Genomic DNA, 14,265 nt, shown 5'->3' with positions numbered 1-14,265 from the left:
ACCGTGAGTCAATTTTTTCAGGTCCATCCGGACAATCCGCAGGCGCGCCTGATCAAACAGGCCGTGGAAATCATCCGGGCCGGCGGTCTGGTGGTCTACCCCACCGATTCTTCCTACGCGCTGGGTTGCCAGATGGGCGACAAGACCGCGGTGGAGCGTATCCGCCGCCTGCGCCAGCTGGACGACAAGCACAATTTCACCCTGATGTGCTGCGACCTGTCGCAACTGGGGCTGTTCGCCAAGGTCGACACCGCCGCGTTCCGGGTGCTCAAGGCGCATACGCCGGGGCCCTACACCTTCATCCTCGGCGCCACGCGCGATGTGCCACGGCTGGTGTTGCATCCCAAGCGTCGCACCATCGGTCTGCGAGTGCCGCAGCATCCCATTGCCCAGGCACTGTTGCAGGAACTGGGCGAGCCGCTGATGAGTGTCAGCCTGATCATGCCCGGCGAAACACTGCCGATGAGTGATCCGCTGCAGATGCGCCAAGTCCTCGAGCATCAGGTGGACTTGATCATCGACGGGGGCGAGGGCGGTATCTCGGCGTCTACCGTGATCAATCTGGCCGAGGGCGATCCACAAGTCGTACGCGTCGGCTGTGGCGATCCGACACCGTTCGGGGTCGAAGTCGAGTGACCGACGCGCAATCTCTGGATCCTCAGGCCGACGCTCAGCAGGAATTGCCGTTTGCGATGGTCTACGGTCAGGCCGTCACGCAGATGCCGGTCGACCTTTACATTCCTCCGGACGCGCTGGAAGTCTTCCTCGAGGCGTTCGAAGGTCCGCTGGACTTGCTGCTCTACCTGATCCGCAAGCAGAACATCAACATCCTCGACATCCCGGTGGCGGAAATCACTCGCCAGTACATGGGCTATGTGGAGCTGATGAAAACCGTCCGCCTGGAGCTGGCCGCCGAATATCTGGTGATGGCCGCCATGCTTGCCGAAATCAAGTCGCGGATGCTGTTGCCGCGCTCCGAGACGGCTGAGGAGGAAGAGGACGATCCGCGCGCCGAGCTGATTCGTCGTCTGCAGGAATACGAACGCTTCAAGGCCGCGGCGGAGGGCATCGACGGTTTGTCCCGAGTCGGCCGGGACGTCGTGGTGCCCAGGCTGGATGCGCCTGAAGCGCGGGCGCGCAAGCTGCTGCCGGACGTTGCGCTCGAAGAATTGCTGATGTCCATGGCCGAGGTCCTGCGGCGCGCCGACATGTTCGAGAGCCATCAGGTCAGCCGTGAAGCGCTGTCCACCCGCGAGCGCATGAGTGATGTGCTGGAGCGCCTGAAGGGCGCGGGTTTCGTGCCGTTTGCCGAGTTGTTCACGGCAGAGGAGGGGCGGCTGGGCGTGGTCGTCACGTTCATGGCGGTGCTTGAGCTGGTCAAGGAGCAGTTGGTGGAACTGGTGCAGAACGAACCCTTCGCTGTCATTCATGTGCGCGCGCGAGCCGAATAAAGAGCTGATCGATGAACCTGAACGAACCCCGCGAACTCGCGCCGCTGCTCGAAGCGTTCCTGCTGGCCTCCGGAAAACCGCAATCGCTGGAGCGGCTCTATGAGCTGTTCGAAGAAGGTGAGCGTCCGGAGCCTGCGGTATTCAAGAAGGCGCTGACCTTGCTGGGCAAGTCGTGCGATAACCGTGCGTTCGAGCTCAAGGAGGTGGCGACCGGCTACCGCCTGCAGATCCGCGAGAAGTTCGCGCCGTGGGTCGGTCGCTTGTGGGAAGAGCGCCCGCAGCGTTACTCGCGGGCGCTGCTGGAAACCATGGCGCTGATCGCCTATCGCCAGCCGATCACCCGCGGCGAGATTGAAGATGTGCGCGGCGTTGCGGTCAACAGCAACATCGTCAAGACCTTGCTGGAGCGCGAGTGGATCAGGATCGTCGGCTACCGCGATGTGCCGGGCAAGCCGGCGATGTTCGCGACCACCAAGGCGTTTCTCGACCACTTCAACCTCAAGAGCCTCGACGAACTGCCGCCGTTGGCCGATCTGCGGGAAATGGAGGCCGAGCCTGTCCTTGATTTCGATGACGCGCCCGTGCCTGCGCATCTGCAGGCGCTGGCCGATGCCAGCCTTGCGGACGAAACGGAGCAGGAGCCGGAAGCGCCGCGCGACGAAACCAGCTTCCGCAGCCTGCTGGCCGAGCTGGACACGATGGAACACGGCCTGAAAATCGACTTCGACGATTTATTGCTCGATGACGCCGATAAAGAGTCTGAATTGGAAGATGAGCGAACGGACGACGAAGATCCCCGGTGACGCGGCAAGGCTCAATATGCCGTAGACCTGTAGGAGCGTGCTTGCCCGCGATACGGTTGGTCGCCACAGAACTGTCTCGGATGTTCATCCGCAGCCCATTGTAGGAGTGAGCTTGCTCGCGATTGGGCGTGTCGGCCAGTACAAGGGTGACGGGCATGCCGCCCTCGCGGGAAAACGCGCTCCTACAACGGATAAATCCACTCTTCAGGGCTTTTCATGAGCAGCAAAAACCCCTGCATCAGCATCTGCAAATTCGACGACGACATCTGCATCGGTTGTGGGCGCAGCAAGCGCGAAATAAAGTCGTGGAAGAAGATGGACAAGGACGAAAGACGCGCGGTATTGGCCGAGTCGGTGGCCCGCCTGAGTAAGCTCAAGCGTGCCGGTCGACGGAAAAAGAAGTGATCGCGATCATGCGGTCAGGGTTTTCGTCTAGTCTGTGATGCGCAACGCGTGACATGAGCGTATGATTCGCGACCTTTTGGCGATCCGCACTCGCCACTGGTTCCAGTTTTCAGCCCCGTTTCGCAGCCGAGCGTCGCCTCGGTCAGCGAGCAGGGCAACAGGCCGTGCCCACTCGCGCACGGTCTGATCGACACACCGGGAGGTGCCCAGATGAGTGAACAAGACAAGCAGGACAAAGAGATCGGCCCAGCAGGCGAGAAACTGCAAAAGGTCCTCGCCCGTATTGGCGTCGGCTCGCGCCGTGACGTCGAAGCGTGGATCGGCGAAGGCCGCATCAAGGTCAACGGCGTTCAGGCAAGCCTGGGTCAGCGCGTGGACCTGCACGACGCCATCAGCGTCGACGGTCGCGTGATCAAGCGCGAAGAAGCAGCCGAAACGGTCCGTCGCGTCATCATGTACAACAAGCCCGATGGCGAAATCTGCACCCGCGACGACCCTGAAGGCCGTCCGACCGTGTTCGACCGCCTGCCTCGTCCTAAAGAAGGTCGCTGGATCAATATCGGTCGCCTGGATATCAACACCACCGGTCTGCTGATGTTCACCACCGACGGTGAACTGGCCAACCGCCTGATGCACCCCTCGTTCGAAATGGACCGCGAGTACGCAGTGCGCGTCCGTGGCGAGGTCGACGACGACATGCTGCTGCGCCTCAAGAACGGCGTGATTCTGGAAGACGGTCCGGCGCGTTTCACGGACATCCAGCAAGCGCCGGGCGGTGAAGGCTTCAACCATTGGTACCACTGCGTGGTGATGGAAGGCCGTAACCGCGAAGTGCGTCGCCTGTGGGAATCCCAGGGTCTGGTGGTCAGCCGCCTGAAGCGCGTGCGCTTCGGTCCGGTGTTCCTGAACTCGGATCTGCCGATGGGCCGTTGGCGCGAAATGACCCAGCAGGAAGTCGATATCCTCAGCGCCGAAGTGGGCCTCAAGCCTGTCGCCATGCCGCAGATGAACGCCAAGACCAAGGATAAACTGGAGCGCTTGCAGCGCCAGTCGTCGCGTCCGTTGGGCAAAGGCGAACGCGTTCGTCAGTTGCGTCCGGCCAAGGACGCAGCGCCTGCCGAACGTCCGGCCCGTGAGCCGCGCATGGCCGATGGCGAACGCCCAGCCCGCAAGCCGGCTGACAGCAGTCGCCCGGCGCGCTCGCCTCGTCCGGCGGCCGGTGGTCGCAGCGACAGCCGCACAGACAGCAGCCGTGGCACGCCAGTGGCGGAACGTCCAAGCGAGATGAACAAGCGCCCGGCGAAACCGAAAACCACGCGTCCTGGCATCAAGCTGGCTGACGACAAAACGCCTTCGGGCAAGCGTCGTGGCGCACCGGCCGGCTCTGGCCAGCGTCCGGGCTTCGGTCGTCGCAAGCCCGAGTAAGGTTGGGGTGTACATGAAAACGCCAGTCGAACGACTGGCGTTTTTCTTTGCGCGCGGTTTACAGATTCACGTATTGGGTGCCGTCGAATACGACCCGGCGATCGACCGCAAGCGCGCCATCGTTGAAGATCAGATCAAGGTGATGACTGCCTTTGGCGCCGCCGCCCAGTCCCAGGTGCAGGCCACAGTGACGCTCTTCGAAGCCGGCATTGCGCGCGTATAACTGTCTGACGCCCTCGTTGGTGCCGATGCCCAACTCCTCGACCCGCCGGTTCGACGGATTGGCATCCAGATACTTGTTGAAGTCCTTCTCAAGCCCCGGCACTTGCGTTGCGACGCGCGTGATCGTCGAGTTTTCGATCCACAGTTCCAGCGGCGATTCGATGACCCCGTACTTACGCGCGAACGGAATCGTGCTGAGGAAGGTACCGACGAACTTCACCTGGCCATTGATCGACTCGCTGTGGGTGGCAATCTCACCGGGTGCCAGGTCGTAATTGCCGACGCCGTTGATATTGGTCCACTTCTTCAGCTCACGCAGCGGTGCGTCGAAATGCGAGCCGCGTGCATCGCTGAAGGTCAAGGTCTGGCCTTGATTCATGGTGTCGATGAGCGCGGCGTTCAAATGGGCGATCCGCTCCGGTTTGATGCTGAAGGTGTCGTAGAAATAAAGGCCGTAATCCTTGAACAGCAACGATTTTTTCCACTGTTCCGACATCACGGTCTGCAAGGAACGGATGAACGCCGGGCCTTGCGCGCTCGGGTTGGGCAGGGTCGAAGCATCGTAGAACAGGACGTACAGGTCGGCGCGGGTGATGGCTTGCGCCAGCTCCTCGATGGGCGAACTGTCCAGAGGCATCGTGCTGAAGTGGAAGCTGTCGCGAGCCGTCGGGCTTTCGACGATGGCGCCGACCATGGCGCTGTACGCTTCGGTGTGGGCAAGCAGCACATTGGGCGAGGGCATGCCGGCGACTGCTGGATGATGGTGCAGGTAATAAAGAAAATGCTCGATGGCGCTGCTCTGTTCCGTCATGGGGCGCTCCCTTGCGAAGGCTGAAAACAAAAAAGGGCGAGCGCGTCAGCCGCGCTCGCCCCCGGTTGCCTTAGAACGGCCACATCGCGGTGCCGAACGCCACCACGGCGTCAGCTTGCATCATCTCCACTGCAGCATCATGAGTGGGTGCTTCAAACCAGTCGTCCAGTTGCAGTTCTTCTTCCAGAGTGTTTTCCACAGATTGCATAGGTGAATCTCCTGAGAATGACGTACTTGCCGAATGCGACGAGAACAGTCTGGCCGGCGCCTGCGACTGACTCGTCTAGGAAGCACGCTGACCTTCTTGGCCAGCAAGCGAGGAAAAAGCTAGTTCAATAGTCTGACTGTTGCAAAAGCGAATTTGCCCTGAAAGTGCTGGCAATTGGCCTGTGAAAACAAAAACTTGCAGAAAAAACAACGCCCGAGCTGAAGCGTTTCTGCTGAAATTTTTTTTCCGTCGGTTTTGTGTCGGTTTTTGTACATTTCTCCTTCAGCGCCTCCTTTCGAATAGTCGGACATTTACTTCCGAGCCCCGTATTCAACCGGCCCTGGCCTGACTGAATGCGCAGGTTTTCACGGCCAGCGGCGGCGCTGAGGGTGTACAATGCGCCGCGTTTTTTCTGTGATCCATCGGCGCATGGCCGCCAACCAGACTCGGGGTTTACCCACCCTGTCTTCCATTCCGCCGCGTCATGAGCGCGTCGGGTTCGATTCCGTCACAGACAAGAACAACAAGGTGACTATGCAATGAGTGAACACATGTCCCATTCGGGTGACTTGAAACGTGGTCTTAAAAACCGTCATATCCAGCTGATCGCCCTGGGTGGCGCCATCGGCACGGGATTGTTCCTGGGATCGGCGGGCGTTCTCAAATCGGCGGGTCCGTCGATGATCCTCGGCTATGCCCTGTGTGGTTTCATCGCCTTCATGATCATGCGTCAATTGGGCGAGATGATCGTCGAAGAGCCGGTCGCCGGCTCGTTCAGCCATTTCGCACACAAGTATTGGGGCGGTTTCGCGGGCTTCCTGTCGGGCTGGAACTGCTGGGTCCTGTACATTCTGGTGGGCATGTCCGAGCTCACCGCGGTCGGCAAATACGTGCAGTACTGGTGGCCGGAAATTCCTGCATGGGCGTCGGCGGCCGCGTTTTTCGTGATGATCAACGTCATCAACCTGGCCAACGTCAAGGTGTTCGGCGAGGCCGAGTTCTGGTTCGCCATTATCAAGGTCGTCGCCATATTGGGCATGATCGCGCTGGGCAGTTACATGCTGGTCAGCGGCAACGGCGGACCTCAGGCGTCGGTCAGTAACCTGTGGGATCACGGCGGCTTCTTCCCTAACGGCGCCGGCGGGCTGGTGATGGCGTTGGCGTTCATCATGTTTTCCTTCGGCGGCCTGGAAATGCTGGGCTTCACAGCGGCAGAAGCGGACCAGCCCCGGACCATCATCCCCAAGGCCATCAATCAGGTGATCTATCGCATCCTGATTTTCTACATCGGTTCGCTGGTGGTGCTGCTGTCGCTGACACCGTGGGATGCCTTGCTCGCCGACCTCAACGCCTCCGGTGACGCTTACAGCGGCAGCCCGTTCGTGCATGTGTTTTCAATGCTGGGCAGTACGGTGGCTGCACACATCCTCAACTTTGTCGTGCTGACTGCGGCGCTGTCGGTTTACAACAGTGGCACGTATTGCAACGCACGGATGCTGTTCGGCATGGCCGAGCAGGGCGATGCACCCCAGTCGCTGGCACGGGTAGACGGGCGCGGCGTGCCGGTACGGGCCATTCTGGTGTCGGCCGCGGTGACGCTGATTGCCGTGCTGCTCAACTACCTGATGCCGCAGAATGCGTTGGAACTATTGATGTCGCTGGTGGTGGCGACCCTGGTGATCAACTGGGCGATGATCAGCTATTCGCACCTTAAATTCCGTCAGCATCTGACTCGCAAAGACCAGCAACCGCTGTTCAAGGCGCTCTGGTATCCGTACGGCAACTACATTTGTCTGGCCTTCGTGGTGCTGATTCTGGGCATCATGCTGATGATTCCGGGCATCCGGGTTTCGGTCTTTGCGATTCCGGTCTGGCTGGTAGTGATGCGGGTGTTTTACGTGATCAAGAACAAACGCCTGCCCAGCGGCGAGTCCATGGCGCAGCGCACGTCGATCATCAAATAGCTGAACGCGGCGCAGGGTGCGCCGCGATTTTCAGCAGGCTGCAACGCTTGTGGGCGAGCTTGCTCGCGAAGGCGTAACGTCAGGCACATCAGTATCATTCGACCGGACGCATTCGTGAGCAGGGTCGCTCCACAGGTTTGATAGTCGCCCCTCATAGGCTCAGGCAAGTCCCATGCTGATCATTTCCAACAACGTGCACCTGCCAGACAACGAAGTCGAACTGACCGCCATTCGCGCACAAGGCGCGGGCGGCCAGAACGTCAACAAGGTGTCCAGCGCGGTGCACCTGCGATTCGACATCAACGCATCGTCCCTGCCGCCGTTTTACAAAGAACGTTTGCTGGCGCTGCGTGACAGCCGCATCACCGGCGACGGCGTGGTGATCATCAAGGCTCAGCAATACCGGACGCAGGAGCAGAATCGCGCGGACGCGCTGGAGCGATTGAGCGAATTGATCGTCAGTGCCGCGAAGGTTGAGAAAAAGCGCCGGCCGACCAAGCCGACACTGGGCTCGAAGACGCGCAGACTCGAATCCAAATCCAAGCGCGGGTCGATCAAGGCAGGGCGGGGGAAAGTGGATTTTTGAGCGTGTTGACAGGACTGCTTCGACCGACGGTCTGGCAGTCCTGCGTCGTCACACCGCCGCCGGTTTTTCCCGCGTGACCTTGGCCTGCTTATACAAATAGATGCTCAACCCCAGCCCGCCCAGCGATGCCAGGGCCGCGAACAGGAAGATCGACGCGAAGCCAAAGCCTGACGCCACCAGACCCGCAACCGGGCCGGTGATCCCCAGCGACAGGTCGATGAACAGTGAGTAAGCCCCCACCGCCGCGCCCCGACTGGCCGCAGGCACCAGATTGACCGCTTCGACCCCCAGCGCCGGGAACACCAGCGAAAAGCCGAATCCGGTCAGCGCTGCACCTGCCAGCGCGAGGTTAGGGTTGGGTGCCAGCCACAGCAATAACAGGCCAAGCGCCTCCACCGACAGACAGGCGATCGCCACGCGGAAGCCGCCGATTCGGTTGATCATGTTGCCGAACAGCAGACGCGCACCAATGAAACAGGCGCCGAACAGGCTCAGGCACAGCACCGCGTTGGGCCATGCATGGCTTGCGTAGTACAGCGTGATGAACGTCGCGATGGTGCCAAATCCGATCGAGCCCAATGCCAGACCGGTGCCGTGAGGCAGGACACGGCCGAGCACATGCAGAAACGGCATCCGTTCGCCATGCACGATAGGCGCCGGGGTCTTTTTCCACGCCAGCGAAATACCCAGCGCGGCGAGCAGCATGATGCTCACACCCATGCTCCACATGCCCATGGCATTGACCAGCAACACGCCCAGTGGCGCGCCGATTGCCAGTGCGCCATAACTGGCGATGCCGTTCCAGGAAATCACTTTGGCGGTATTGGCCGCCCCCACACGGCCGATGCCCCAGCCGATGGAGCCCGAGCCTACGAGGCTCTCGGCACTGCCCAGTACCAGCCGACCGATGAACAGGCTGATCAGACTGAGCATCGGCCATGCGTCCAGCCATCCCGCCAGCAGCATGAACACGCCGCTCAGGCCGCAGCCGAACAGGCCGATGATGACTGCCTTCTTGGGGCCTTTGTTGTCGATGATTTTGCCGGCATAGGGCCGACTGAGCAGTGTCGCGAGGTATTGAACACTGATCACGAGCCCGGCTGCGACGGCGCCGAAGCCCAGGTCGGTGTGGACGTAGCCAGGCAATACGGCCAAGGGAATGCCGATGTTCAGATAACCGATAAAGGTGAACAGCACAATGGAAACGACTTGCAGTGTCACGGCCATTGGGCGTTGAGGGGAGGCGCTCGAAGCGTCTGGCATGGGCATCTAATCCACGATTACGACAGAAGGGGAACAGCGGGGGCGAAACAGAATGAAGCGTAGACGCTTGAAGCCAAGCGATAGATCACATGATAACGAGGCAAGCCCGCTCATGGCAGCAGAAGGTTGAATCGGGACTGAATCAGGCGGCTTTTTTGTGTGTCGTGTGGACTGACCTTGATCGAACGATTCAGCCCTTATGGAAGTACGCCTCGAAGACGCTCTTGCATAGGGGCTGAAAATCAGCCTTCAGCGTGGGCGTTGGGCTTTCTTGCTGTCATCACGTTTCCCGCTGGCTTGCATCTCGATCGGCTGACCGAGTTCCTGACGGGCTGCTGCACTTTGCTGCGATTGGCTTGGGAAGGGGAAGTTTGGGATTTCATGCATAGCGTCGCTCCTCACAAGTTTTTCTGCTGATTTGAACAGCGCGTCCAAAAAACGCTCAGGGAGGATACAGCACGCGACATGACAATCAGACTTTTAATGCTGGCCGTTGGTCATGTAGTGAGGACAGGGCGCTACAACAGGCGCGCGCCGGGTAGGTAGGTGCCTTGCAGGACCGGCCTTCCCGGCTGAGGCCGGTCCTACGGATTGTGCGTTGCTACGGTAGGACCGGCTTCAGCCGGGAAGAGGCCGGTATGTGCAACATCAGTTTCGCGGTGAGGCGACTGACGCCTTCCCGGCTAAAGCCGATCCTACGGATTGTGCGTTGCTACGGTAGGACCGGCTTCAGCCGGGAAGAGGCCGGTATGTGCAACATCAGTTTTGCGGTATGGCGACTGACGCCTTCCCGGCTAAAGCCGGTCCTACGGATTGTGCGTTGCTACGGTAGGACCGGCTTCAGCCGGGAAGAGGTCATTTGGATGTCCTGATTATTCGTCCGTGCACACCGCCGCGAACGCTGCGGCCAGTGCGTCGAGCCGGGTTGCGTCGATGCCTGCCACGTTGGCTCGTCCGGCCGCGACCATGTAGACGCTGTGTTCCTTGCGCAGGCGTTCGACTTGATGGTCGTTCATGCCGGTGTAGGAAAACATGCCGCGTTGCACGCCGATGTGAGCGAAACGTTCGCCCAGACCCAGCGGCGTCAATGCCTCCACCAGACCCTGACGCAGTTGCGCGATACGGCTGCGCATTTCTTCCACTTCATCGGCCCACAAGGCTTTGAGTTCTGGATCGCCGAGGATTTCAGCCACCACTGCGGCGCCATGATCCGGCGGATTCGACCACAGGTTGCGCGCCGTCGCCGAGAGCTGGCTGCGCACGTCCGCGAGTTTTTCGCTGTTGTCGGCACAGACCAGCAACGCGCCGGTACGCTCCCGATACAGGCCAAAGTTCTTCGAGCAGGAGCTGGTGATCAGCAGCTCCGGCAGCTCGGCCGCGAACAGGCGCACGGCCCAGGCGTCCGCCTCCAGTCCGTCGCCGAAGCCCTGGTAGGCGAAGTCGATCAATGGCAGCAGGTTGCGGCGCTTGACGATTTTCAACACCTGTTGCCAGTCGTCATGAGACAGGTCGAAACCGGTCGGGTTGTGGCAGCAAGCGTGCAGCAGCACCACGTCGCCTTCCGGCACGGTGTTCAGCGTTTCGAGCATGGCCGCCACGTTGAGCGTGTTGTCGCGACCTACGTACGGGTAGTGACTGACCTTCAGGCCCGCTGCAGCATAGATGGTTTCATGGATCGGCCAGGTCGGATCGCTCAACCAGATGCCCTTGCCCGGCAGGCAATTGGCGATGAAGTCGGCGCTCAGGCGCAGGGCACCGGTGCCGCCCGGGGTCTGCGTGGCGCCCACGCGTTTGCTTGAAATCAACGGCGAGTCGGCGCCCATCACCAGTTCACAGATCAGCGTACCGAAGCGAGGCTCGCCATGGCCGCCGATGTAGGTCTTGGTCGGCTGCGAATCCACCAGACGCTGCTCGGCCAGCTTGACCGCGCGCGGAATGGTGGTCAGGCCTTGCGCGTCCTTGTACACGCCTACGCCCAGATCGAACTTGTGCGGATTCGGGTCTTTGGCGTAGGCCTGAATCAAGCCCAGGATCGGATCATCGGGTACGCGCTGAATCTGTGAAAAGTGCATTTACTTACGGCCCTCGGCGCCTTTCGCCACCTCGTCGGTGCGGGCGGCCATGATGAAGTCGTTGCGGTGCAGCCCTTTGATCGAGTGGCTCCACCAGGTCACGGTCACTTTGCCCCATTCGGTCAGAAGACCCGGGTGATGACCTTCGGCTTCGGCAATTTCGCCGACCGCGTTGGTAAACGCCAGCGCAAATTTGAAATTCTTGAAGAGATACACCTTTTCAAGCTGCATCACGCCGTCGCGAACCTCGATATTCCAGTCCGGGATCTGGCGCAGCAGTTCTGGCAATTCGGCTTCGCTGACCTGCGGGGCGTCAGCGCGGCAGGCTTCACAGTGAGCCTGATTCAATGAAGGGGTCAACGTGGTCATAAAGGATGTCCTTGTTCAGGCAGCTTCTGGTTTAGGTGCAAAACGCGGCGCGTGCAGGCCGAGGCGGGTGGCGGTCTGGACCATGTCCATGATGTCTTCATGGGCGAGGTCGAACAGACGCTTGAGGTCCGGCAACACGAAATACAGGGGTTGCAGGATGTCGATTCGATAGGGCGTGCGCATGGCCTCGATCGGGTCGAAAGCCTGGTGCGTTGGCGCTGTCGAGAGGCTGTACACTGTTTCCTTGGGCGAGGACAGGATCCCCCCGCCGTATATCTTGCGCCCTTGTGGCGTTTCCATCAGCCCGAATTCGATCGTCATCCAGTAGAGGCGGGCAAGATACACGCGTTGTTCTTTGCTGGCTGCAAGACCGAGCTTGCCGTACGCGTGGGTAAATTCTGCAAACCAGGGGTTCGTGAGCAGCGGGCAATGTCCGAATATCTCATGGAAGATGTCAGGCTCTTGCAAGTAGTCCAGTTCTTCTTCGCTGCGTATGAAGGTCGCCACTGGAAATCGTTTACTGGCGAGCAGCTCGAAGAACGTCTGAAAGGGAATCAGTGCAGGAACCCGCGCGACTTGCCAGCCCGTGGTGGCCTCCAGAACCCGGTTGATTTCGCTCAGTTGCGGGATGCGATCATGGGGCAGATTCAGCTTCTCGATGCCGTCGAGGTACTCCTGACAGGCGCGGCCTTCGATGACTTTCAACTGACGTGTGATCAGTGTGTTCCACACGGCGTGATCAGCCTGCGGATAATCGATAAACCCTGTTGCGTCCGGCTCACGGGCAACGTACTTCGTACTCATGCTGCTCTCCTGAATGGCTTTTGTTTTCTGGAGCGATGGGTGCAGATCGACTGCTTGTGGCTATTGATAACCGATCCTTGGGCCTCGAATGGAACCTGTGGAAGCTGAGCCGGATGGCTGGCAGGTGCCGGCTGTAAAGAAATCCTGACGGTTGCATGGAATTCGTCGCAAATCTGCGTGCGGGAAGGCCGGAAGGTTGCTGGGCTGTCACGTATTCTTGACGGTAAAATCTGCGCAACTATAAAAATTCGCCTGATCAGAGAGCCGAATCTTCATGCGCATCAAAGTGCACTGCCAGAACCGCGTCGGGATTCTGCGCGACATCCTCGAATTGCTTGTTGCTTACGGCGTCAATGTGTCGGGAGGCGAAGTCGGGGGCGAGCATGGCGATGCCATCTATTTGCGCTGTCCGAACCTGATCAACCTTCAGTTTCAGGCGCTCGTTCCGAAATTCGAGACGATTCCCGGCGTGTTCGGCGTGAAGCGAGTGGGATTGATGCCCAGCGAGCGCAGGCACATGGAGCTCAATGCGCTGCTGGGCGCGCTGGAATTTCCGGTGCTGTCCATCGACATGGGCGGCTCCATCGTCGCCGCCAACCGCGCCGCGGCGCAGCTGCTCGGCGTACGTGTCGACGAGGTGCCGGGAATTCCGCTGGCGCGTTATGCCGAGGACTTCGATCTGCCGCAACTGGTGCGCGCCAATCGCTCGCGGATCAACGGGCTGCGGGTTCAGATAAGAGGGGCAATTTTTCTCGCCGACATCGCGCCTTTGCAGTCCGAGCACGAAGACAGCGAGGCCATGGCCGGCGCAGTCTTGACCCTGCACCGAGCCGACCGTGTCGGCGAGCATATCTACAACGTGCGCAAGCAGGAGCTGCGAGGCTTCGACAGCATTTTCCAGAGCTCGAAGGTCATGGCGGCCGTGGTGCGCGAGGCCAGGCGCATGGCGCCGCTGGACGCGCCGCTATTAATAGAAGGGGAAATCGGCACAGGCAAGGAATTGCTGGCGCGCGCTTGTCATCTGGCCAGTCCTCGCGGGCAGTCGCCGATGATGGCGCTCAATTGCGCCGGGCTGTCCGAATCCATGGCCGAGACCGAACTGTTCGGCTACGGTCCGGGCGCGTTCGAAGGCGCGCGGGCCGAGGGCAAGCTGGGCCTGCTGGAGCTGACGGCAGGCGGTACGTTGTTTCTCGACGGCGTGGCGGAAATGAGCGCGCGCTTGCAGGCGAAACTGTTGCGTTATCTGCAGGACGGCTGCTTTCGCCGTGTAGGCAGCGACGAAGAAGTGTATCTGGACGTACGCGTTATCTGCGCGACGCAGGTGGACCTGTCCGAGTTGTGCAGTCGCGGGGAGTTTCGCCAGGACCTCTATCATCGTCTGAACGTCCTGTCGCTGCACATTCCACCGCTGCGCGAATGCCTGGACGGACTGGCGCCGCTGGTCGAGCACTTTCTCGATCAGGCCAGCCGGCAGATCGGCTGTCCGCTTCCGAAGATCGGCCCCGAGGCGCTGGACCGGCTGCGCCGATACCATTGGCCCGGCAATGTCCGGCAGCTGGAGAACGTATTGTTTCAGGCGGTTTCTTTGTGCGAGGGCGGGGTGATCACAGCGCAGCACATCCGTTTCCCCGACTATGGTGAGCGTCAGCCCTTGGACGGTTTTTCTCTCGACGGGAGCCTGGAAGACATTGTCGGACGTTTTGAAAAAGCGCTGCTCGAGCGGCTCCATGCCGAGCACCCGAGCAGCCGCTTGCTGGGCAAACGCTTAGGGGTGTCACACACCACCATTGCCAACAAGCTGCGCCAGTACCATCTGGGTCCTAAGTCAGATCTTTCGTAGCGGCCCGTCGAAACAGGCTGAACCCGCGAACCTCAAGCATTG

Annotated in this window: 15 protein-coding genes; 8 read left to right on the top strand and 7 right to left on the bottom strand. The window is 60.4% G+C overall.

Annotated elements, in window-relative coordinates:
* Positions 1-3: 3 nt before the first annotated feature.
* The 5 genes from AAGQ88_RS19630 (at position 4) to rluB (ending at position 4,084) form a co-directional block, all read left to right on the top strand.
* Entirely contained in the window at positions 4-636 is a 633-nt protein-coding gene (locus tag AAGQ88_RS19630; protein ID WP_285423307.1) for an L-threonylcarbamoyladenylate synthase, read from the top strand.
* A 116-nt stretch (positions 637-752) separates the two neighbouring features.
* Positions 753-1,451 (top strand): ScpA family protein, encoded by a 699-nt coding sequence (locus tag AAGQ88_RS19625; RefSeq protein ID WP_177182143.1) that lies wholly within the window; start codon positions 753-755, stop codon positions 1,449-1,451.
* 11 nt (positions 1,452-1,462) lie between these two features.
* On the top strand, positions 1,463-2,254 hold the full coding sequence (gene scpB, locus AAGQ88_RS19620) for an SMC-Scp complex subunit ScpB (RefSeq protein ID WP_285423306.1): 792 nt from the start codon (positions 1,463-1,465) through the stop codon (positions 2,252-2,254).
* Positions 2,255-2,470: 216 nt separating this feature from the next.
* Positions 2,471-2,659 (top strand): DUF1289 domain-containing protein, encoded by a 189-nt coding sequence (locus AAGQ88_RS19615; protein ID WP_285423305.1) that lies wholly within the window; start codon positions 2,471-2,473, stop codon positions 2,657-2,659.
* A gap of 210 nt (positions 2,660-2,869) precedes the next feature.
* A complete protein-coding gene (rluB, locus tag AAGQ88_RS19610; protein ID WP_285423304.1) occupies positions 2,870-4,084 on the top strand; it encodes a 23S rRNA pseudouridine(2605) synthase RluB in 1,215 nt (404 codons plus the stop codon).
* Positions 4,085-4,142: 58 nt separating this feature from the next.
* On the opposite strand, the gene AAGQ88_RS19605 is transcribed toward rluB, so the two are convergent.
* Both AAGQ88_RS19605 and AAGQ88_RS19600 read right to left on the bottom strand, forming a co-directional pair.
* Positions 4,143-5,117, bottom strand: a complete 975-nt coding sequence (locus AAGQ88_RS19605; protein WP_342653316.1) for a leucyl aminopeptidase — start codon at positions 5,115-5,117, stop codon at positions 4,143-4,145.
* A 70-nt stretch (positions 5,118-5,187) separates the two neighbouring features.
* On the bottom strand, positions 5,188-5,325 hold the full coding sequence (locus tag AAGQ88_RS19600; RefSeq protein WP_177182133.1) for a hypothetical protein: 138 nt from the start codon (positions 5,323-5,325) through the stop codon (positions 5,188-5,190).
* 539 nt (positions 5,326-5,864) lie between these two features.
* On the opposite strand from AAGQ88_RS19600, the gene AAGQ88_RS19595 reads away from it, so the two are divergent.
* Positions 5,865-7,289 (top strand): amino acid permease, encoded by a 1,425-nt coding sequence (locus AAGQ88_RS19595; RefSeq protein WP_342653315.1) that lies wholly within the window; start codon positions 5,865-5,867, stop codon positions 7,287-7,289.
* 172 nt (positions 7,290-7,461) lie between these two features.
* The gene (gene arfB, locus AAGQ88_RS19590; RefSeq protein WP_285423301.1) at positions 7,462-7,875 is read left to right on the top strand and encodes an alternative ribosome rescue aminoacyl-tRNA hydrolase ArfB; all 414 of its coding nucleotides are present in this window, start codon (positions 7,462-7,464) and stop codon (positions 7,873-7,875) included.
* A 48-nt stretch (positions 7,876-7,923) separates the two neighbouring features.
* Here the strand turns inward: arfB and AAGQ88_RS19585 are convergent, their stop codons facing one another.
* The 5 genes from AAGQ88_RS19585 to phhA all read right to left on the bottom strand — a co-directional run bounded on the left by AAGQ88_RS19585 (position 7,924) and on the right by phhA (position 12,383).
* A complete protein-coding gene (locus AAGQ88_RS19585) occupies positions 7,924-9,138 on the bottom strand; it encodes an MFS transporter (RefSeq protein ID WP_342653314.1) in 1,215 nt (404 codons plus the stop codon).
* Positions 9,139-9,387: 249 nt separating this feature from the next.
* Positions 9,388-9,573, bottom strand: a complete 186-nt coding sequence (locus AAGQ88_RS19580; RefSeq protein WP_342653313.1) for a hypothetical protein — start codon at positions 9,571-9,573, stop codon at positions 9,388-9,390.
* Positions 9,574-10,010: 437 nt separating this feature from the next.
* On the bottom strand, positions 10,011-11,210 hold the full coding sequence (locus AAGQ88_RS19575) for an amino acid aminotransferase (RefSeq protein WP_342653312.1): 1,200 nt from the start codon (positions 11,208-11,210) through the stop codon (positions 10,011-10,013).
* A complete protein-coding gene (locus tag AAGQ88_RS19570) occupies positions 11,211-11,579 on the bottom strand; it encodes a 4a-hydroxytetrahydrobiopterin dehydratase (RefSeq protein WP_342653311.1) in 369 nt (122 codons plus the stop codon).
* Between the two features lie 15 nt (positions 11,580-11,594).
* Positions 11,595-12,383, bottom strand: a complete 789-nt coding sequence (phhA, locus tag AAGQ88_RS19565; protein ID WP_285423297.1) for a phenylalanine 4-monooxygenase — start codon at positions 12,381-12,383, stop codon at positions 11,595-11,597.
* Between the two features lie 274 nt (positions 12,384-12,657).
* Between phhA and AAGQ88_RS19560 the strand changes: the two genes are divergently transcribed.
* Positions 12,658-14,223 (top strand): sigma-54-dependent transcriptional regulator, encoded by a 1,566-nt coding sequence (locus tag AAGQ88_RS19560; protein WP_342653310.1) that lies wholly within the window; start codon positions 12,658-12,660, stop codon positions 14,221-14,223.
* The last annotated feature ends 42 nt before the right edge of the window (positions 14,224-14,265 follow it).

This window comes from Pseudomonas sp. F3-2 (assembly GCF_038804275.1).
Classification (GTDB): Bacteria; Pseudomonadota; Gammaproteobacteria; order Pseudomonadales; family Pseudomonadaceae; genus Aquipseudomonas.
Note: the sequence above shows the minus strand (reverse complement) of the source record. Positions and strands in the feature narration are given on the sequence as shown.

Coding starts and splice junctions, on each gene's coding strand:
- scpB (WP_285423306.1), top strand. CDS start 1,463: ATGAACCTGAACGAACCCCGCGAACTCGCGCCGCTGCTCGAAGCGTTC.
- AAGQ88_RS19615 (WP_285423305.1), top strand. CDS start 2,471: ATGAGCAGCAAAAACCCCTGCATCAGCATCTGCAAATTCGACGACGAC.
- rluB (WP_285423304.1), top strand. CDS start 2,870: ATGAGTGAACAAGACAAGCAGGACAAAGAGATCGGCCCAGCAGGCGAG.
- AAGQ88_RS19605 (WP_342653316.1), bottom strand. CDS start 5,117: ATGACGGAACAGAGCAGCGCCATCGAGCATTTTCTTTATTACCTGCAC.
- AAGQ88_RS19600 (WP_177182133.1), bottom strand. CDS start 5,325: ATGCAATCTGTGGAAAACACTCTGGAAGAAGAACTGCAACTGGACGAC.
- AAGQ88_RS19595 (WP_342653315.1), top strand. CDS start 5,865: ATGAGTGAACACATGTCCCATTCGGGTGACTTGAAACGTGGTCTTAAA.
- arfB (WP_285423301.1), top strand. CDS start 7,462: ATGCTGATCATTTCCAACAACGTGCACCTGCCAGACAACGAAGTCGAA.
- AAGQ88_RS19585 (WP_342653314.1), bottom strand. CDS start 9,138: ATGCCAGACGCTTCGAGCGCCTCCCCTCAACGCCCAATGGCCGTGACA.
- AAGQ88_RS19575 (WP_342653312.1), bottom strand. CDS start 11,210: ATGCACTTTTCACAGATTCAGCGCGTACCCGATGATCCGATCCTGGGC.
- AAGQ88_RS19570 (WP_342653311.1), bottom strand. CDS start 11,579: ATGACCACGTTGACCCCTTCATTGAATCAGGCTCACTGTGAAGCCTGC.
- phhA (WP_285423297.1), bottom strand. CDS start 12,383: ATGAGTACGAAGTACGTTGCCCGTGAGCCGGACGCAACAGGGTTTATC.
- AAGQ88_RS19560 (WP_342653310.1), top strand. CDS start 12,658: ATGCGCATCAAAGTGCACTGCCAGAACCGCGTCGGGATTCTGCGCGAC.